This window comes from Brevibacterium spongiae, assembly GCF_026168515.1.
In the GTDB taxonomy this organism is placed as follows: domain Bacteria; phylum Actinomycetota; class Actinomycetes; order Actinomycetales; family Brevibacteriaceae; genus Brevibacterium; species Brevibacterium spongiae.
Genome location: NZ_CP093443.1, coordinates 806268 through 824497, shown reverse-complemented (window position 1 = coordinate 824497; position 18230 = coordinate 806268). Strand labels below are relative to the sequence as shown.

The 18230-nt window shown below is 65.4% G+C and carries 17 protein-coding genes; 5 read left to right on the top strand and 12 right to left on the bottom strand.

The window, feature by feature from the left end; translation table 11 throughout:
* Positions 1-88: 88 nt before the first annotated feature.
* The 5 genes from L1F31_RS03640 to L1F31_RS03620 all read right to left on the bottom strand — a co-directional run bounded on the left by L1F31_RS03640 (position 89) and on the right by L1F31_RS03620 (position 6791).
* Complete coding sequence (locus L1F31_RS03640; RefSeq protein ID WP_265419337.1) at positions 89-1489, bottom strand: TIGR01777 family oxidoreductase; 1401 nt, start codon at positions 1487-1489, stop codon at positions 89-91.
* 219 nt (positions 1490-1708) lie between these two features.
* Positions 1709-3307, bottom strand: coding sequence for a choline-sulfatase (gene betC, locus L1F31_RS03635; RefSeq protein WP_265419336.1), 1599 nt, complete (start codon positions 3305-3307; stop codon positions 1709-1711).
* A gap of 16 nt (positions 3308-3323) precedes the next feature.
* Positions 3324-5576, bottom strand: coding sequence for a BCCT family transporter (locus tag L1F31_RS03630; protein ID WP_265419335.1), 2253 nt, complete (start codon positions 5574-5576; stop codon positions 3324-3326).
* Between the two features lie 162 nt (positions 5577-5738).
* Complete coding sequence (locus L1F31_RS03625; RefSeq protein WP_265419334.1) at positions 5739-5870, bottom strand: hypothetical protein; 132 nt, start codon at positions 5868-5870, stop codon at positions 5739-5741.
* A 174-nt stretch (positions 5871-6044) separates the two neighbouring features.
* Positions 6045-6791 (bottom strand): helix-turn-helix transcriptional regulator, encoded by a 747-nt coding sequence (locus tag L1F31_RS03620; protein ID WP_265419333.1) that lies wholly within the window; start codon positions 6789-6791, stop codon positions 6045-6047.
* Positions 6792-6881: 90 nt separating this feature from the next.
* Between L1F31_RS03620 and L1F31_RS03615 the strand changes: the two genes are divergently transcribed.
* The gene (locus tag L1F31_RS03615; protein ID WP_265419332.1) at positions 6882-7328 is read left to right on the top strand and encodes a DoxX family membrane protein; all 447 of its coding nucleotides are present in this window, start codon (positions 6882-6884) and stop codon (positions 7326-7328) included.
* Entirely contained in the window at positions 7325-7912 is a 588-nt protein-coding gene (folE, locus tag L1F31_RS03610) for a GTP cyclohydrolase I FolE (RefSeq protein WP_265419331.1), read from the top strand. The genes L1F31_RS03615 and folE overlap by 4 nt, the downstream gene beginning before the upstream one ends.
* Before the next feature lie 49 nt (positions 7913-7961).
* Here folE and L1F31_RS03605 read toward each other — a convergent pair whose 3' ends face one another.
* The 7 genes from L1F31_RS03605 to L1F31_RS03575 form a co-directional block, all read right to left on the bottom strand.
* Complete coding sequence (locus L1F31_RS03605; RefSeq protein ID WP_265419330.1) at positions 7962-8276, bottom strand: DMT family transporter; 315 nt, start codon at positions 8274-8276, stop codon at positions 7962-7964.
* Positions 8273-8632, bottom strand: coding sequence for a DMT family transporter (locus tag L1F31_RS03600; protein WP_265419329.1), 360 nt, complete (start codon positions 8630-8632; stop codon positions 8273-8275). The genes L1F31_RS03605 and L1F31_RS03600 overlap by 4 nt, the downstream gene beginning before the upstream one ends.
* Positions 8629-9186, bottom strand: a complete 558-nt coding sequence (locus tag L1F31_RS03595) for a TetR/AcrR family transcriptional regulator (RefSeq protein ID WP_265419328.1) — start codon at positions 9184-9186, stop codon at positions 8629-8631. Before L1F31_RS03595 ends, L1F31_RS03600 begins: the two co-directional genes overlap by 4 nt.
* 129 nt (positions 9187-9315) lie before the next feature.
* Positions 9316-10107 carry an ABC transporter ATP-binding protein gene (locus L1F31_RS03590; RefSeq protein ID WP_265419327.1) on the bottom strand — a complete coding sequence of 264 codons (792 nt, stop codon included), beginning with the start codon at positions 10105-10107 and terminating at the stop codon, positions 9316-9318.
* Between the two features lie 5 nt (positions 10108-10112).
* The gene (locus L1F31_RS03585; protein WP_265419326.1) at positions 10113-11096 is read right to left on the bottom strand and encodes an ABC transporter permease; all 984 of its coding nucleotides are present in this window, start codon (positions 11094-11096) and stop codon (positions 10113-10115) included.
* Between the two features lie 174 nt (positions 11097-11270).
* Positions 11271-12254, bottom strand: coding sequence for an ABC transporter substrate-binding protein (locus tag L1F31_RS03580; protein ID WP_265419325.1), 984 nt, complete (start codon positions 12252-12254; stop codon positions 11271-11273).
* A 260-nt stretch (positions 12255-12514) separates the two neighbouring features.
* Positions 12515-14737, bottom strand: a complete 2223-nt coding sequence (locus L1F31_RS03575) for a S9 family peptidase (protein ID WP_265419324.1) — start codon at positions 14735-14737, stop codon at positions 12515-12517.
* Between the two features lie 176 nt (positions 14738-14913).
* On the opposite strand from L1F31_RS03575, the gene L1F31_RS03570 reads away from it, so the two are divergent.
* Genes L1F31_RS03570 through L1F31_RS03560 form a run of 3 tightly spaced genes read left to right on the top strand, consistent with a single transcriptional unit; the run spans position 14914 to position 18171 of the window.
* Entirely contained in the window at positions 14914-15951 is a 1038-nt protein-coding gene (locus tag L1F31_RS03570; protein WP_265419323.1) for a Bug family tripartite tricarboxylate transporter substrate binding protein, read from the top strand.
* Positions 15948-16622, top strand: coding sequence for a tripartite tricarboxylate transporter TctB family protein (locus L1F31_RS03565; protein WP_265419322.1), 675 nt, complete (start codon positions 15948-15950; stop codon positions 16620-16622). Before L1F31_RS03570 ends, L1F31_RS03565 begins: the two co-directional genes overlap by 4 nt.
* Before the next feature lies 1 nt (position 16623).
* Positions 16624-18171, top strand: coding sequence for a tripartite tricarboxylate transporter permease (locus L1F31_RS03560; RefSeq protein ID WP_265419321.1), 1548 nt, complete (start codon positions 16624-16626; stop codon positions 18169-18171).
* The last annotated feature ends 59 nt before the right edge of the window (positions 18172-18230 follow it).

Sequence of the window (18230 nt, the reverse complement as noted above, 5' to 3'; positions counted from 1 at the left end):
GAATCTGCAGAAACATCGGTCCCCTCCGCTCGGCTCACGTGCCGGACGGAGGGGACTTCTGCATTCCTAGACTCTGCCGGGCAGACCCTCACGCCCCGTGACCGAGCTCCTCGTCGAAGCATTCCGCCAGGGTCGGGTGGGCGAACTGGTAGCCGGTTTCCTGCAGCTTCTCCGGCACCACTCTCTGATCGGCCAAGGCGAGTTCCTTCGCCCCGTCACGGCCGAGCATGAGCTCGGTGATGAAACCAGGCGTCGGGATCCACGCAGGTCTGCGCAGGTGGGCGGCGAGCGCCTCGGCGAATTCCGCCTGCGAGACGAGCTCGGGGGCGACGGCATTGACCGGACCCCGCACATAGTCATAGAGGACGGCGTGCACATAGGTCCGCGCAACATCGTCGAGCGAGATCCACGCCAGGGCCTGCTCCCCGCTGCCCAACCGCCCGCCGGCACCGGCGAGGAACAGCGGCGCCTGCAATTTGAGCAGCCCGCCCAATGAGCTGAGCACGACCCCGGTGCGGATCGACACGTGCCGGATCCCGGCCTCTTCGACTCCGGCCGCGGTCTCTTCCCACTTCTGACAGACCTCGGCGAGGAATCCGTCACCGGCCGGACCCGATTCGTCGACCGGTTCGTCCGCCTTCGCCCCGTAGTAGCCGACCGCCGAAGCACAGACGAAGACCGCAGGCCGCTTGGCCTCGGGCAGACCGCGCATCGTTTCGACGAGCAGCCTCGTCGAGTCGATGCGGGAGGACCAGATCTCATCCTTCGCATGCTTGGTGAACCGGGTGGCGATGGATCGCCCGCCGAGGTGGACCACCGCATCCGCCCACGCGAGGTCCCGTGGGTTGAGGATTCCCAAGTCCGGATTCCAGTGCACCTCGTACGGAAACTTCGGCGTCTCGCGCACGAGGAGGCGGACGAAATGTCCCGCGGTGGAGAACAGTGCGGCGACCTGACGCCCGATCAGACCGCTGCCGCCGGCGATGAGGATGTGTCTGCCCTTCTTCCGGGTGAGCAGCGGCGCCCTCGTCGATTCGAGGAACTCGATGTCCTGGAGCATCCGCCGGTGTCGGGCTTCGAAGGTGGCCTCGAGGTAGCGGGTGAGTCCGCGATCGATGACGTCGAAGCCCTGTGGTGCCATGGAGAATTCGACGTGGTCGTCGATCTTCGTTCCGCCCGCCACCGAGGTGAACTCATGAGTGTGCTTCCACTGGCTCAGCGGCCCCTTCTTCAGTTCGTCGACGAAGGAGAACCGCGACGGCCCTTCCGAGTGCACCGAGCTGAAGGGGCGCCGCACGAGTCCGTAGGTGCCGGGCACACTCGTGCGGACCTGAGCGACCGAGCCCGGGGCGATCGGAGGATAGCTCTCCTCGACGATCTCCTGCGCCCAGTGCGGTGAGAGGCGGGTCAGCGCCCCCGGCCGAGCATGCCAGTCGAATGTGGTCTCCGCGCCGAGCGGAACCTCAGATGTCCACTCAAAGTTGGTCATGGCATCCCTCCTACCTCGAATGATGCCACCAGAATCTGAGAATGTGACCTACAACGCACCCAAGTCCAAGTGAATTGTTCGCGCCGAGGCGGCTCACCCTGACAGCTGCCATGCTGCGACCGTCCGGCGGGGTCCGAATCCTGCTTCCGCGGGTTCGAAGAGTGCGCGCAGTGATCTGGATCAGGGCGCCCGCACTTCGAACCCGCGGGTGCGGCTCGGTCAGTCGGCGGAAGGAATCTTCCCGAAGCGGAACGCCGACCAGAAGTCACCGCGCACATAGCCGTGTTCGGGTTCGGGGTCGAAATCCCAGTGGCGGACCCGCCCGACCTTGAGCGCATCGGCGACGAGCTGCCGGCTGCGCTGTGACCGCAGCACGTGATCCTCGAGGTGGTCGAGGTCGTAGCGGGATTCGAGCTCGGCTCGCATCGCCGCCAGCGTCTCGGCATAGGCGGGATCCTCGGCCCGATTGACCAGCTCGTCCGGATCGGCGGCGAGGTCGAAGAGCAGCGCGGGATCGCCCGGGCACAGGGTCAGCTTGCAGTCCCCGCGGACGAGCGTGACCTGCGGTCGGTAGGTGCCCTCGGCGAAGTATTCGATGACGACGTCCCGATCCGCAGGTCCGGCCTCACCGGTGACTTCCCGCCGAGCCGACTCGAGCAGGGAGGTTCCGACGAGCCCCTCATCCAGCGCCGAGGCGGAACCCGAGTCTGCGTCCCCGACCGTTTCGGACGGGGCAGAGCCATTCCCGCCCGTGGCGGTCCCCCGAGCGATCTCGAGCAGAGTGGGCGCGAGGTCGACGAGGCTGACGGGGTTCGCATAGCGACCGGGAGTGACCACCTCGGCGGGTCCGTTGATGATGATCGGCACCCGCGAGGACTGTTCGTACGGCGACATCTTGAACCACAGTCCCTTCTCCCCGAGCATGTCGCCGTGATCGCTGGTGACGATGATGACGGTGTTCTTCGCGAGGTCGAGCTCCTCGAGCCGCTTCCGGATCGCACCGATGTGGTCGTCGATGTAGTTCACCGCCGCATAGTAGGCGCGCCGGGCCCGGCGCACGTCTTCGATGCCGGGTTCGCGCTGGTCGAAGCCGCACATCGTGCGCAGCCGGTGGCTGTGCGGGTCCACGGCCGCGTCGGGAACCTCGGGGTGGGCTGGGTCCGGGATGGCCACCTCGGCGAATCGGTCCCAGTTGGCCTTCGGCGGCTCGTACGGGTCGTGGGGGTGGATGAACGAGGTCACCATGAGGAATGGCTGATCGGTTCCGGCCGCCTGATTCGCTCGTTTGCGGTCATTGAGGTGACGCAGGCTCTTGAAGATCACCTCATCGTCGAAGTCCTGCTGGACGTTGGCCGTCGCCGCGCCCGCGGTGAACACGGGGTCGGCCTCGTGGTACCACTGCAGCTTCTCCTCCAGCGGTCGCTTCCAGTCGGGAACCATGTCGAGGTCTGCCGGGTAGACGTCAGTGGTCAGGCGCTGTTCGAAACCGTGGTGCTGATCAGGGCCGATGAAGTGCATCCGTCCGATGAGCGCCGTGTGATAGCCAGCCGTGCGCAGACGGTGGGCGAACGTCGGCACCGAGGCGGCGAAGTCGTCACCGTTGTCGAGGCAGTCGACGTCGGCGGGCATCCGCCCGGTCATCATCGACGCCCGCGACGGCGCGCACAGCGGAGTGTTGCAGTAGGCGCGATCGAAGACCGCGCCGTCGGCGGCCAGGGCGTCGATGTTCGGCGTCAGTGCTGCCTCGTCACCGTAGGCGCCCAGCGCCTGAGCTGCCATCTGATCGGCTTGGATGACGACGATATTCGGGGTGGTCAAGGTGTGTCCTTCCTGGTCAGCCACGGGAATCGGTGGTGCTGTCTGAGTCATCGGCGGAGGCGGTGCCGCTCACCGAGGTGGAATCGTCCGCCGAGGTGGTGCCTGAGTCATCGGCAGCGGTGGAGTCACCGGCAGCGCTGGAGTCGGCGTCGGCGTCGCCGGCGTCAGCCTCGGCGGAGTCGGAGGACTCGGGTTCCGGAGTCCATCCGTCAGCCCACTCGCCCGTCTCGTAGTCGAAGCCGACGGGGTCGCCGTTCTCGTCCGTGCGCTGGTACCAGCCGGTGTAGTCTTCGTGCTCGGAGTCGATTCCGCCGTTCGCACCGTCACCGGGCTCGGTCGGCACGACCTGGAGGGCGAAGTCGTCACCGTAGGCATCGGCACCTGCAACAACGGCGTTGTCGACCGCGTTGAGTGCATACTGCCGGCGCAGGGCCCGCGGATCCGTGCGCAGCTCCTTGAACCACGCGACGATGATGAAGAGCATGACGATCGCGAACGGCACCGCGGTGACGATGACGAGCTGTTGGAGCCCTTCGAGTGCACTGGCGTCGCCGAGCAGAAGCATGACCACGGCGATGCCCGACATCACCAGACCCCAGAACACGACCACCCACTTCTTCGGTTCCTGATCACCGCGGCTGGTGAGCATGCCCATGACCACCGAGGCGGAGTCAGCGGAGGTGATGAAGAAGATCGCGAGGACGAGGATGACGACGAACGGCAGCCATTCGACGAAGGGAAGGTTGTCGATGAGGGTGAAGAACACCTCGGGGGCTTCCATGCTGTCGCTGAAGCCCGAAGCACCGGAACGATACATCCAGATCGAGGTTCCGCCCATGATTCCGTACGCGACGAAGAGCAGGGTCGAGGGGATGAAGATCGTGCCGAGGATGAACTGGCGAATGGACCGGCCACGGGAGATGCGGGCGATGAAGGTGCCCACGAACGGCGACCAGGAGATCCACCAGGCCCAGTAGTACACGGTCCAGATCGACTGGAATTCCTGGGTCTCGGCACCCCAGGACAGGGACCTGCCCATCATGTCGAACATCGAGCCGAGGTATTCCATGAACGCCGAAGGCAGCAGGTTGAGCAGGTAGAGCGTGGGCCCGAGGAAGAGCACGAGCGCGACGATGCCGACGGTCAGCACGATGTTGATCGACGAGAGGTAGCGGATTCCGCGGGAGACGCCGGAGACTGCGGAGATGATGAAGCCGAGGGTGAGGACGAGGATGATGATGACGAGCATATTGTTCGTCATCGGTCCCGCGCCGGAGACGATGCTCACGCCGGTGCCGATCTGCATGGCAGCGATGCCCAGGGCCGCGGCCGTGCCGAAGAGGGTCGCGACGATCGCGAAGATGTCGACGAGTTTGCCGGCAAAGCCCTCGGTCTGTCGTTTGCCGAAGAGGGTGACGAAGATCGAGGACAGCAGCAGGGAGCGGCCGCGACGGTAGGCGGCGTAGGCGATGGCGCCGCCGACGAGGGCGTACATCGCCCAGGCATGGAAGCCCCAGTGGAAGTAGGTCTGGGCCATCGCACCGTGGAGCGCCTCGGTGGTTTCGGGGTCGTTCGTCAGCGGCGGCGGAGAGATGAAGTAGGTCAGGGGTTCGGAAGGTCCGAAGAAGAGGACGCCGATGCCTATGCCGGCCGCGAAGAGCATGGCGACCCAGGAGAAGGTGCTGAACTCCGACTTCTCCCCGTCCTTGCCCAAGGGGATCTTGCCGTAGGGAGAGAACGCGAGGATGAGCAGCGAGACGAGGATGATGATGGCCACGAGGTTGAACAGCCACCCGACGTTGAGGGTGGCCCAGTCGTAGGCGGCCTGGGCGACGGTGGCGACGCTGCTGGGGCTGGAGATGCCCCAGATGACGAAGGCGACGGTGAGTGAACCGGCGATCGCGAAGATGATCCGATCAAGTGAGTAACGGCGTCGCTGCTCGTCGATGGCGATGCCGGGGACGAGGATCGGGTGGGTGTCGTGCGGGTAGTGGGTGTTGTTCTGCTCGGCCGCCTCGGCGGTGCGCTCCCTGTCGTCGGGCCGGCGATAGTCGAATTTGCCGAGCTGACGGCCGGTCTCGCGACTCACCCGCCCCGCTTCGGCGCTCACGCGCTTCGCGTCAGCCTTGATCTTCTCGCGCGGGGCCGAGCGGGGATGTCCCGCCCGATTGCCCTGCTGCCTCGAGTGCTCGCCCTCCGGCGTTGAGTGCGCCGAGTCGGTGTTCGTCACCGACTCGGTATCGGTTCTCTTCTTGCGGGCATCGGTCATGCGTCAGCTCTTTCCGGTGGAGGTGGTCAATGGTGAGAGGTGACCAGCCACCGGCCGCTGCGGTATACGCAGTCTCGCCCGCTGACAATCGATGGTCGGCGGGTCGGCTGAGCGTAGGCGAATGGAGTGAAAAGCGGCCGGACTGGTCTCTGCGTCAGCGGCTCAGGGCTCTCCGCCCCACCAGCCGATGGCTGCCTCTTCCCAGGAGTCATCGGCGAAACCGCAGCTCGGGCGCTCCGCATTCGGGGTCGCAGTTCCGCAGTATCGCGGAAGGACATCACCGATGGGGGCCATAGTTCTGGACGATAACAGCTTCATTGCGGCTTCTCAACAAATTCTCAGCAACCAGCAGGCGAACGCGGGCCCAGCGAAAGTCGTGCGGAAACCAGACGCAGAGCCCTCCGACTCGGGCTGAACGCGGGCCGCAGTCGCTGCACTCGGTCGATCGGAGGTCGATCGGAGGTCGATTCAGTCGGTCTCAGCCGAGGTCCGACCGGGCTCGGGCCGGATGACGACGCAGCACCGACCTTCTCGCGGGCACAGTTCGGCCCGCTCGGCATCCTCGCCGCGCCCTTCGAGGACTCCGCCCAAGAGCGCATGATTGAGTCCGCAGACGAGATCGGTGTGGCTGCGGCTGAGCCGATGGAACGGGCAGTTGCGCAGGCCGATGCTCCCGTTCGCCTCGACCATCGGCTCGTAGCCGCGCTCTTCGAGCAGGTCGCACAGTTCGTCCTGGGGGCTCGATTCGCTCAGGTCGCTCGACGGGTCCGAGCCTGCGGCACCGAAGCGGCGCCCTTCGGCACCCGCGGCGCGGAGCAGCGCGGTATGGACGATGCCGTCGTCGTCATCATCGAAGGCCGTGGCAAGCAGATCCGCGAGCAGCTCGTAATCACGGGGAGGCACAGACACAGCGCGCTCCTGCTGAATCCGAAAGTAGTGCTTGGCCGGACGCCCGGCACCCGGCCCCGCGGCTCCGCCGGGGCGAGCGAACGACGTGCCCAACAGGCCGGCGTCGACGAGCAGATCGAGGTGGTAGGCCGCCAGGGTTCGACTGATCCCTGCGGCCTTGGCCGCCGCGTCTCTGGTGATCGGCTCGTCGGATTCGGACACCGCGGTGTACAGGCTCTGCCGAGCCGGGTCCGCCAGGGAGCTCAGATCGCGCAGGGCTTCCGCTCTCGACTGCCCGTCCGGGCTCGACTGCCTGCTTGTGCTCATGCCGAAATTCTATCACCAAAAAAGTTTGACAAAAGGGTCGGGCGGGTGAAGTCTATAAATAACAACTTTTAGTTTTAGAAGGTGGTCATCATGTCTCACACATCCGCACCGATCAGCTCCTCCCCCACGAGAGCCGAGGTCGGGAAGGACCCCGCCCACAGCGCCTACGTGCTGCTGCGACTCGGGTTCATCGCCCTCCCGCTGCTCATGGGCCTCGACAAGTTCACCAATCTGCTCACCGATTGGCCGCACTACTTAGCACCGTGGCTGACCGACCTGCTTCCGTTCTCGGCGCAGACGGCCATGTACCTCATCGGCATCGTCGAGATCGTCGCGGCCATCGCGATGGTCATCCGTACGCGGTGGGCTGCATGGGTCGTCGCCGCATGGCTGGCGGGCATCATCATCAACCTGCTCACGTACTCGGGCTTCTACGATGTGGCGCTGCGGGATCTCGGCCTGCTCATCGCCGCGGTCACTCTCGGCCTGCTCGCACGGAAGTACAACCGTCCCCGCAGGCCGGGAAGCGGCGCATGAGCTCGCCGGAGCACCTCAGCCTCGACGTCGACCGGGATATGGCCGGCGCCGAGGCGGCCGCTGCCGATCTCCTCACTGCACTCGGTCTCGACTTCAGCTCGACGCACCTGAGGGAGACTCCAGGCCGTATGGCCCGGGCGTGGGCCGAGATGCTCACCCCGCGGCCATTCGATGCCACCGTGTTTCCCAATGACGAAGGCTACGACGAGCTCGTCCTGGCCCGCGATATTCCCTTTCGGTCGATCTGCGAGCACCACATGCTGCCGTTCGTCGGCACTGCCTGTGTCGCATACCTGCCGGGTGAGCAGATCCTCGGGCTGTCGAAGCTGGCACGCCTCGTCGAGTACTTCGCGTGCCGCCCGCAGACGCAGGAGCGCCTGACCAGGCAGGTCGCGCTGTGGCTTGAGGAGCATCTGCAGCCGAAGGCCGTCGGCGTCGTGGTCCGCGCCGAGCATTCGTGCATGACGCTGCGCGGCGTTCAGGCCACCGGTTCGTCTACGGTGACGTCAACGCTGCTGGGTGGCCTGCGCAGCGATCCGCGCTCCCGTCAGGAGTTCCTGGCGCTGGCCGGGGCTGGCCTGTGACTGAATACGCCAGCCTGACAGCACGTTCCCTTACGCCGCCCTCGGCGCCTCAGCCGGCTTCGACGAGGATGACTCCGACGACGATGCAGCCGATGCCGATGAGCGCGCGCCGCGTCAGCGGGTCCTTCCAGATCGCGCGGGAAAGCAGACTGACCAACGCCACACCACAGGCGGCCCACAGACCGTAGGCGACGCCGAGCGGCATCCCCGCGGCAAGAGTTCGACTGAGGAACCAAAATGCCGCGAGATAGCTGACTGCCACGGGGATGACCCAGATCTTGCGCTGCAGACCGGAGCTGGCGCGCAGACACAGGGTGCCGGCGACTTCGCTGAGAATGGACAGTGCGAGCCAGATCCAACTCATTCGGTCACCTCTGCTTCCACGGATTCGGATTCCTCCGGTGATCCGGATTCGACGAGGATGACGCCGATGATGATGACGGCGATGCCGATGATCGCGCCGATGCTCAGGTGCTCGCCGAAGAACACCACACCGAGTGCGGCGACGAGCGCGACTCCGCTTGCCGACCAGGTGGCATAGACGGCGCCGAGCGGCATGCCGAGGCGCTGAGTGAGGCCGAGGATGAAGAACGCGATGGCGTAGAAGACGACGACTCCGGGAATCCAGATCGGATCGACGACGGACGCGCGCAGCATCAGGGTGGCGGCCACCTCGGCGAGGATCGCTGCCACGAGGAGGAGAATTCGGCGCGCGGTCATGCGGCCCCCTTTCCTTCTGCCGCATCGATGAGGGCGAGCGCGTGCTCGCGCACCAGAGCGAGATCGGCGGCAGGGAAGACGCCGGTGGCCTCGGACATCCATGCTCCGTCGGCACAGAACCGGGCCGCGGTCAGCAAGGCTGCGTTGCGCGGCTCGAGGCCATCGACGTCGAACCACGAATTCAGGTGGTCACTCCAGGCCTGCGCCAGCTTCGGGTGGTAGAGCGCGTCGGAGAAGATCCAGTAGTCGGCGCGCGAGACCTCCGCGGTCGTGGCGACGGCGACATATGCGCGGTGCCGGTCGAAGCTCGAGAGTTCTTCGGCGGGCCGTCCGGTGTGCTCGCAGAGCATGAGCGCCCAGTGTTCGGCGGCGTGCTCGACGAGCCCGACCATGAGCGCTTCCTTCGACGGGAAGTGGTACATGAGTCCCGGCTTGGTCAGCCCGGCCTCCTGGGCGACCGACTCGAGTGAGATCGTCACACCCTGCACCGAATCATGGGATTCGGCCAGGGCCTTCGCCGCCTGGAGAATCCGTGTCTTCACATCTTTTGCCATGGCTCAACTTTACCAACCGGTTGGTAAAGTACACCAGTCCGTGCATCGAAGATCACAGCCCGAGGGGCGGCCCGCACTCCTTCAGCGCGGACCGCCCCTCGTCGGCCGACTCTCGTCTCAGCCGTGACCTCAGTTGAGCAGCGCCCGGTCCCCCAGGCTCGCACCCTTGAGCTTCGAGAATTCCCCGAGCAGGGTCTCAACGGTCAGGTCCTTCTTCTCCTCGGCGGTGGCCTGGTAGATGATCCGGCCCTCATGCATCATGATCAGCCGGTTGCCCAGGGCGATCGCCTGCTCCATATTGTGAGTGACCATGAGCGTGGTCAGCCCGTCGGCTTCGACGATCTTCTTCGTCAGCGCCGTCACGAGGGCCGCACGCTGCGGGTCGAGAGCCGCGGTGTGTTCGTCGAGCAGCAGGATCCGGGGTTGGGTGAAGCCGGCCATGAGCAGACTCAGTGCCTGCCGCTGTCCGCCAGACAGCAGCCCGACCTTCGTCTTCAACCGGTTCTCGAGACCGAGTTCGAGGGTGGCCAGCTCTTCTTTGAAGTGCTCCCGCCGCGCCGAGGTGGTTCCCCGTCCCAGCCCACGACCGCGGCCGCGTTTGAGCGCCAACGACAGGTTCTGTTCGATCGTGAGGTCCGGTGCGGTGCCGGCCATCGGGTCCTGGAAGACTCGCCCCAGATACTTCGACCGCTTGTATTCGGGCATCCGGGAGACTTCGGCACCGTCGATCGTGATCGATCCGGTGTCGATGGGCAGCCGTCCGGAGATCGTGTTGAGCAGGGTCGATTTGCCGGCTCCGTTGGAGCCGATGACGGTGACGAAGTCGGATTCGTCGAGTTCCAGGGACAGTTCCTGCAGCGCCTTGCGCTCATTGACGGTGCCCGAGAAGAAGGTCTTCGAGATGTTGTCGATCTTGAGCATGGCCCTCAGCCTTCCTTGCCCGTGGGAGCACCGGTCGCCGCAGCGGGGATATCGGCGATCTCGGCGGGGTCCTTGGTGTCGGTCGTTCCCTGCGGCACCGAAGAGGCCGCGCGATTGCCGCGGCCGCGCAGCGACGGGATCCGTTTGAGGAAGCCCCATCTGGGCAGCAGCAGTGCGATGACGACGAGCAGCGCGGTGGTCAGCTTCATGTCGTTCGTGTCGAGTCCGGCACGCAGTGCGAGGAAGATGATGAGTCGGTAGATGACCGAACCGAGGAGCGCGCCGAGGCTGGACATGAAGATGTTGCGGCTGCCGAACACGGCTTGACCGAGAATGACCGAGGCCAGTCCGACGAGGATGAGACCGATGCCCATGCTGATGTCGGAGAATCCCTGGTACTGGGCGACGAGCGCACCGCAGAGTGCGACGAAGCCGTTCGACAGGGCGAGAGTGAGCATCGTCGTGTTGTCAGTGTTCACGCCGAGGCTGCGGATCATCTCTCGGTTGTTGCCCGTGGCCTGGATGGCCAATCCCAGATCGGTGGTGAGGAACCAGTCGATGGCGAACTTGAGGATGAGGGTGAAGACGAGCAGGATCGCGATCGAGATCCAGGTGCCCAACCACATGTTCTCCCGCAGGAAGGTGAACACGGTGTCTTCTCGCAGCAGCGGCAGGTTCGCCTTGCCCATGATCCGCAGGTTGATCGACCATAGGCCGATCATGGTGAGGATTCCCGCGAGCAGTCCGTCGATGCCGCCCTTGGTGTGGAGGAGACCGGTGATGTAGCCGGCGATGAGTCCGGCTCCGATCGCTGCGGCGGTGGCCAGGTAGGGGTTGACCCCGGCGATGATGAGGGAGGCTGCGGTGGCGCCGCCCGTGGTGAAGCTTCCGTCGACGGTGAGGTCGGGGAAGTTGAGGACCTTGAAGGTCAGATAGACCCCGAGCGCCATCGCGCCGTAGATGAGCCCGAGCTCCAATGCTCCGAACATGGGTTTCCGTTCATATGGTGGTGTGGTGGTTCGCAGTGACTCCTGGGGCCGCCGACTCTGTGTCGTCGGCCCCTGGAGCCTGTGGCCCTCACCCGGCGATGCCGACCGTGGGCCACAGCGGTCGAGCCGGAGGCGCAGACCGGATCATGCCTGCTGCGCCTCCGCCCGCGGTGGTCACTCGATGACGTTGTCGGCTTCGTCGATGAGCTTCTTCGGGATTTCAGCGCCCTGGGCCTTCGCGGCCTTCGGGTTGACGACGAGTTCGAGATCCGAGCTGGTCTCGACCGGCAGCTCTGCCGGCTTCTTCCCGTCCTGAAGGATCTGCAGAGCCATCTTTCCGGTCTGTTCGCCGAGCTTCGTGTAGTCGATTCCGCGCGTGATCGCCGCACCCGATTCGACCTGTCCTGCCTCGGAACCGACGAGCAGGGCCTTGTTCTTCTCAGCGGCCTGGACCATGGTGGACACGGCCGAGACGACGTTGTTGTCGGTGGGCACGTAGTAGGCGTCGACCTTGCCGAGTGAGTCGACGGCCTGAGCGAGTTCGCCCGAGTTCGCGATCGTCGCTTCCTTGATCTCGACGCCGAGTCCCTTGGCGGCCTTCTTCGCGAGGTCGACCTGCACCTGGGAGTTGACCTCACCGGAGCTGTAGACGATGCCGACGGTCTTCGCATCGGGTTTGACATCCTTGACGAGCTTGAGCTGCTCCTCGACCGGGTTGAGGTCCGAGGTGCCGGTGACGTTTGCGCCGGGCTTGTCGTTGCTGTCGACGAGTCCAGCTTCCTCCGCGTCGGTGACGGCGGTGAAGAGCACGGGCTTGTCCGTGATCGCCTGTGCCGCGGCCTGGGCGGCCGGGGTGGCGACGGCGAGGACGAGGTCGAGGTCCTCGTTCGCGAAGTTCTGGGCGATCGACGTCGCGTTGGCCTGCTCACCCTGAGCATTCTGCTCATCCCATTCGACCTCGACTCCAGCGTCGTCGAAGGACTTCTTGAAGCCTTCGCTGGCGGCGTCGAGCGCGGGGTGCTGGACGAGCTGCGAGATGCCGATCTTGAACGAGTCGCCCTCGCCGCCTTCTCCGCCGCCGTCACCGCCGGAGCAGGCCGAAACCGCAAGAATCGAACCGACCGCCACGATCGCTGTGGCCAATTTCCTGAGATGCATAGTTCTCCCCTTTGAAAATCCGGTCCGCCGGTGCGGATCCGTCACAGTATCCGCGTCAGATGCCGCCGCCCGCGCGCAAGGACGGTCGGCAACGCAGATCAGTGATGTGTCGGTCCTGCCCAGACCTTTCTGGTTCAATGACGCACATCACGTCGAATGTGATGATATCCACCTTATGGCCCGCCACTGACACGGGGTGCCGTTTGCGGGTTTTGGAGACAATCGTCCCAGTATCGTTATCTCTGGCGACAGACGTCCTATCAGGGTTCGATTTCGACGTCCGATCGTCCCAGAACATCGAGGATCCAGGCGAAGTCGAACGCGGTCTCCCTCCACGCGTCATAGCGGCCGGAAGCGCCTCCGTGGCCGGCGACCATTTCGGTCTTGAGCAGGGCATTCGCACCGACTTCACGCAGCCGGGCGACCCATTTCGCGGGTTCGACGTAGAGGACCCGGGTGTCGTTGAGCGAGGTCACGGCGAGGATCTTCGGGTAGTCCGTGTCGGTGACGTTCTCGTACGGGGAATACGAGCGCATGTACTCGTACACGTCCGGATCGTGCAGCGGATCGCCCCATTCCTCCCATTCGATGACGGTCAGAGGCAGCTCCGGCATGAGGATCGAGGTCAGGGCGTCGACGAACGGCACATGCGCACTGATTCCGGCGAAGATCTCCGGAGCCATGTTCGCGACCGCGCCCATGAGCAGCCCGCCTGCCGATCCGCCGGTGGCGACGAGCTGATCAGGCTGAGTCCACCCCGCATCGACGAGGTGGTGCGCGGCGGCGACGAAGTCCGTGAAGGTGTTCTTCTTCGCCGTGGTCTTGCCCTGGTCGTACCAGTGGCGACCCATCTCCCCGCCGCCGCGGACGTGGGCGATGGCGAAGACGACCCCTCGATCGAGCAGCGACAGCCGGGAGACCGAGAAGTACGGGTCCATGCTCGCTTCGTAGGAGCCGTATCCGTAGAGGACGAGCGGTGCGGGTTCGACCGGCGCCGAGGCGGTTGTGCGCTGACCGGCGCCTCCGAAACGATGCAGATCCGACCGGTAGACCACCGAGATCGGCACCTGCGTGCCGTCCTCGGCAGTGGCCCACAGGAGGGTCTCGTCGTAGGCGTCGAGGTCGACGGAACCGAGCACGGGCTGACGTTTGAGCACCGTGTCTGTGCCGTCTGCGACGCTGTGGGAGTAGAGCACAGACGGGGTCGACATGGAGGTGAAGAGCAGCCGGATGGCAGTCTGTGCGAACTCGGGATTGCCGGAGAGCATGAGGGTTCCGGTCTCTCGACCGAAGGGCAGCTCTTCCAGGGCGGCAAAGGGCGAGGCGGAGTCCGTGCCGAGTTCGATGATGCCGACGCGGGCGAACCCGCCGCGGCGATAGCTGAGGACGATGAAGCCGGCGAAGGCGTCGACGTCTTCGATGCGCAGGCCGTCGACGTCGTCGAGCACGGGGCGCGGCTGCGCGGTCGGGTCGGCGGCGGGGACGTCGACGAGTTCGAAGTCGGCGCGGTTGCGGTTATGGGTGATGAGGAAGCGGTCCTCGCCGCCGATGACAGCGTGTTCGACGTTGTATTCGACGCCGTCGACTCGCGGCCAGACTGCCTGCGGTTCGGCTTCGAGGTCGTCGGTGCTGATGACCCAGTAGCCGGTGGTCGTCTTCGACCCGGTGACGACGAACATCATGGTCCCGGAACGGGAGAATCCGGAACCGACGAAGTAGCGTTCGTCGGGCTCTTCGAAGATGCACACATCCTCGACAGCGGCGGTGCCGACGCGGTGGCGCCACACCTTCTCCGGACGCCATGCGTCGTCGACGGTGGTGTAGAAGACGTAGCGGCCGCTCGGGTCGATGGAGGCTCCGGCGAAGGTGCCGTCGATGACGTCGTCGAGGTCCTGTCCGGTCGACAGGTCCCGCAGACGCAGCGTGTAGCGCTCGTCGCCGGAGGTGTCGACGCCGTAGAGCAGCCACCTGCCGTCGTCGGAGAGTGAGAAGGATCCGAGTGAGAAGAACTCCTGGCCCTCGGCAGCGATGTTCGAGTCGAAGACGACCTCTTCACCGGGCAGCGCGTCTTCGCCGACCTCCGGAGGAGTCCAGTCGTCGGGGCCGGAGACGGGGACACGGACGCTGATGCCGTAGTCGAGTCCCGCGCGGGTGCGTGAGAAGTACCAGAAGTTCCCGCGCCGGCTGGGCACGGACATGTCCGTCTCTTTGATGCGGGTCTTGATCTCGGTGAAGATCGATTCCTGCAGCCCCTCGAGATGAGCGGTCTGCGCCTTCGTCCAGGCGTTCTCCGCTTCGAGGTGGGAGATGACCTCCGGCGATTCCTTCTCCCGCATCCACTCGTAGTCGTCGACGAAGGTGTGCCCGTGGTGGGTCCGCTCGAAGGGCACCTTCTTCGCCACCGGAGCGGACGGGATCGCTGTGCCGGAAGAGGGTGTCGCCCTTGCCTCGGGGACGGTGTTCGCAGAATCGGAATCAGTCATGGTCCCACCCTAGTCACTCCGCTCCGCGGCTCCCAGACGCTCCGACACCCACCTGCGCAGAATGCACACAACGCGGTCAATGAGCAGAACGCGCAGAGTGCGCATAATCTCGCAGTGGACACTCAGCAACCTCTAAGGTGAGTCTCACATCACACCTGCCTTCAAAGGAGAAGTCCGTGCCACAGGCGCCACCTCCCGAGGATTCGACTGTCGAATCCTCCCATCCCTCCCGACGAATGTTCGGCCGCATCGCCTACGGCGTGATCGCGGTGGCCGCGATCGGAACGGCGACGACCTACTCGGTCAGGGCCGCCTCGGCGAAGGGAGACCTGACCTCGAACCTCACCCTCATCGCCCCGGCCGGCGCCGGCGGCGGTTGGGACGGCTTCGCTCGTGAGACCCAGCAGGCCATGCGCGTCGAAGCGCTGGCCAACAACGCCCAGGTCGTCAACATCCCCGGAGCCGGCGGCACCATCGGCCTCGGCGAATTCTCGACCATGGACGGCCAGGCCGATACGCTCCTGGCCACCGGCACCGCCATGGTCGGCGGAATCGCGCTGAACAAGTCACCGGTCGGATTCGACGACACCACTCTGCTGTCCCGCGTCGCCGAGGACTACGACGTCCTCATCGCCGCCGCCGACTCCCCGCACGACACCATCGACGATGTCATCTCGGCATGGAAGAAGGACCCGAAGGGCTTCGTGTGGACGGGCGGCTCGGCCGGATCCGTCGACCACCTGACCATCGCGCAGCTCGCACTGCTCGGCAAGATCCCCGCCTCGGACATCACCTACATTCCGAAGTCCGGCGGCGGCGAGGCGATCCAGACGCTGCTCTCGGGCACCACCGACTTCGCCTCCTGCGGCTTCAACGAGGTCTCCGACCAGATCGAAGCCGGACGGGTCAAGGCCATCGGAGTCGCCGCGCCCGAACGCATCAAGGGCTTCGACGATGTGCCGACCATGTCCGAGCAGGGCTATGAGGTCACATTGACGAACTGGCGCGGCTGGCTCGGGGCACCTGGAATCACGAAGGACGAATCCGCTCAGCTGCTCGAGGTGCTGAGCAAGACCCGCGACAGCGCCTCGTGGAAGGACGCTCTCGACCGAAACAAGTGGACAGACGTGTGGCTGACCGGCGACGAATTCGCCGAGTTCGTCAAGGAGGACACCTCGCGGGTGGAGAAGCTTCTGAAGGAGTTGGGACTGTGAGCGTTCCCACGCAGATGACTACGACCAGGACGGGCCACCTCGGCGCGGGGACCTGGTGGCAGGGCCGATCGGGCCTGATCGTTCCGCTCATCATGGGCGCATTCTCGACGTACCTGCTCGTCGGCATCCTCACGATGGAGGTCGCCGAGGATGCCGACAAACCGGGCCCTCAGTTCTTCCCGATGCTCATCATGCTCGTCGGCTATGCGCTGACGGTCCTGCTGACGATCGCCTATATCCGCACCCCGGAGCCGGTCGAAGTCGACGACGAAGTGCCGGCGACCGCGGAGGAGGACAAGGCGTTCTCGACGCCGGTCACCTCGGCGGTCTCGGCCTCTCGGCTGTCCCCGCACGAGGAGGACGAACCGGAGGACGATCGCCAGGCTCTGGCCGCGGCACGGGCCGCCGATTCGAAGCATCGCACGCACAGCGACTTCGTGTCCCTGGCCTGGGGCGCAGGCGGTTTCGCGGCCTTCGCACTCATCCTCGAGTTCGCCGGCTGGATCATCGCAGCGGCCCTCCTGTTCTGGTGCGTGGCGAGGTCGATGGGGTCGAAGAAGCCTCTGTTCGATCTCACCCTGGCACTGACCTTCTCGTCCCTGGTCTACATCGCCTTCGCGGTGATGCTGGGACTCAACCTGCCTTCGGGCATTCTGGGAGGCGGGTTCTGATATGGACGCTCTCATGTCCCTCTTCGAGGGCTTCTCACATGCTCTGACGCCGATGAACCTGCTGTGGGTCGTCGTCGGCTGCTTCCTCGGCACCGCTGTCGGCGTGCTCCCCGGACTGGGCTCGTCGATGGCCGTGGCGCTGCTGCTGCCGATGACGTTCGCCCTCGACCCGACCGGCGCGTTCATCATGTTCTCCGGCGTCTACTTCGGCGGTCTCTTCGGCGATTCGACGATGGCGATCCTCATGAACACACCGGGTCAGGCCTCGGCGATCGCCTCGACCTTCGAAGGCCACAAGATGGCCCGGGCCGGACGGGCTCCGCAGGCTCTGGCCACGGCTGCGATCGGTGCGTTCATCGGCGGGCTCGTCTCCTGTTCGCTGGTCATCTTCGTGGCACCGGCCCTGGCGTCGCTGTCGACGAGCTTCGGCCCGGCCGAGTTCTTCGCTCTCGCGCTCTTCGCCTTCGTCGCGACCTCCTCGGTGGTTGCCGATTCGGTGCTCAAGGGCCTCATGGCACTCGTGCTCGGCATCGGAATCTCCGTCATCGGCATCGATTCCGTCTCCGGCACCGAGCGCTTCACCTTCGGTGTTCCCGAGCTCTTCGACGGGGTCTCCCTGGTCACGGTGACTGTGGGCATCCTGGCTCTCGGCGAGGTGTTCTTCATCGCCTCGCGGATCCGTCGGAAGGCCACGGACAATACGATCAACGCCTCCGGCCGTCCCTACCTCAGCCGCAAGGAGTTCGGCCAGGCCGTGCCCGCGTGGCTGCGCGGCACCGCGATCGGCCTGCCCTTCGGCGTCATCCCGGTCGGCGGAGCCGATGTGCCGACGTTCATGGCCTACGGACTTGAGCGCAAGCTCGATGCCCGCCGGAAGGATCCGCAGTTCGGCAAGGGCGCGATCCGCGGACTTGCCGCCCCCGAGGCGGCCGGTTCGGCGACGACGGGCATTGCCATGGGTGCCCTGTTGGCTCTGGGTCTGCCGATCTCGGCGACCGCGGCGATCATGCTCGCAGCGTTCCGCCAGTACGGCATCCAGCCCGGCCCGCTGCTCTTCGACCGCTCCCCCGAGCTGGTGTGGGGTCTGCTGGCGAGCTTCTTCCTCGCGATGATCGTTCTGCTCATCATCAACCTGCCGTTCGCTCCCCTGTGGGCGAAGCTGCTGAAGATCCCGGACCCGTACCTGTACGGCGGCATCGCGGTGTTCTGTGGTCTGGGCATCTACGCCACATCCGCATCGACGTTCGAGCTGCTCATCCTGCTGGGCATCGGCATCATCAGCTTCGTGCTCAAACGCTACGGCGTGCCTCTGGCACCGCTGATGATCGGCATGGTGCTCGGACCCTTGGCCGAGTCGAGTCTGCGGGATGCACTGTTGGCTGCCGGCGGCGACGCAGGGACACTCGTGTCCTCGCCGATTACGATTGTGCTCTACCTTGTGCTCATCGCCGCCCTCATCTACACCGGTATCGGTAGGGTGCTGGCCCGCAGGCGGCAGAAGCAGACGACGCAGGATCAGGTCGCCGTGGCAGAGGATGCTGTCCACTGATCAGCGGCGCGACTCCGTTCCTGTCCTGACGACGAAGGCGGCCGGCCCACTGCGGGGGC

What these genes read in the sequence shown, in the direction of transcription:
- L1F31_RS03640 (WP_265419337.1), bottom strand. Translation starts at nt 1,489, where the DNA reads ATGACCAACTTTGAGTGGACATCTGAGGTTCCGCTCGGCGCGGAGACC.
- L1F31_RS03630 (WP_265419335.1), bottom strand. Translation starts at nt 5,576, where the DNA reads ATGACCGATGCCCGCAAGAAGAGAACCGATACCGAGTCGGTGACGAAC.
- L1F31_RS03625 (WP_265419334.1), bottom strand. Translation starts at nt 5,870, where the DNA reads ATGGCCCCCATCGGTGATGTCCTTCCGCGATACTGCGGAACTGCGACC.
- L1F31_RS03620 (WP_265419333.1), bottom strand. Translation starts at nt 6,791, where the DNA reads ATGAGCACAAGCAGGCAGTCGAGCCCGGACGGGCAGTCGAGAGCGGAA.
- L1F31_RS03615 (WP_265419332.1), top strand. Translation starts at nt 6,882, where the DNA reads ATGTCTCACACATCCGCACCGATCAGCTCCTCCCCCACGAGAGCCGAG.
- folE (WP_265419331.1), top strand. Translation starts at nt 7,325, where the DNA reads ATGAGCTCGCCGGAGCACCTCAGCCTCGACGTCGACCGGGATATGGCC.
- L1F31_RS03605 (WP_265419330.1), bottom strand. Translation starts at nt 8,276, where the DNA reads ATGAGTTGGATCTGGCTCGCACTGTCCATTCTCAGCGAAGTCGCCGGC.
- L1F31_RS03600 (WP_265419329.1), bottom strand. Translation starts at nt 8,632, where the DNA reads ATGACCGCGCGCCGAATTCTCCTCCTCGTGGCAGCGATCCTCGCCGAG.
- L1F31_RS03595 (WP_265419328.1), bottom strand. Translation starts at nt 9,186, where the DNA reads ATGGCAAAAGATGTGAAGACACGGATTCTCCAGGCGGCGAAGGCCCTG.
- L1F31_RS03590 (WP_265419327.1), bottom strand. Translation starts at nt 10,107, where the DNA reads ATGCTCAAGATCGACAACATCTCGAAGACCTTCTTCTCGGGCACCGTC.
- L1F31_RS03585 (WP_265419326.1), bottom strand. Translation starts at nt 11,096, where the DNA reads ATGTTCGGAGCATTGGAGCTCGGGCTCATCTACGGCGCGATGGCGCTC.
- L1F31_RS03580 (WP_265419325.1), bottom strand. Translation starts at nt 12,254, where the DNA reads ATGCATCTCAGGAAATTGGCCACAGCGATCGTGGCGGTCGGTTCGATT.
- L1F31_RS03575 (WP_265419324.1), bottom strand. Translation starts at nt 14,737, where the DNA reads ATGACTGATTCCGATTCTGCGAACACCGTCCCCGAGGCAAGGGCGACA.
- L1F31_RS03560 (WP_265419321.1), top strand. Translation starts at nt 16,624, where the DNA reads ATGGACGCTCTCATGTCCCTCTTCGAGGGCTTCTCACATGCTCTGACG.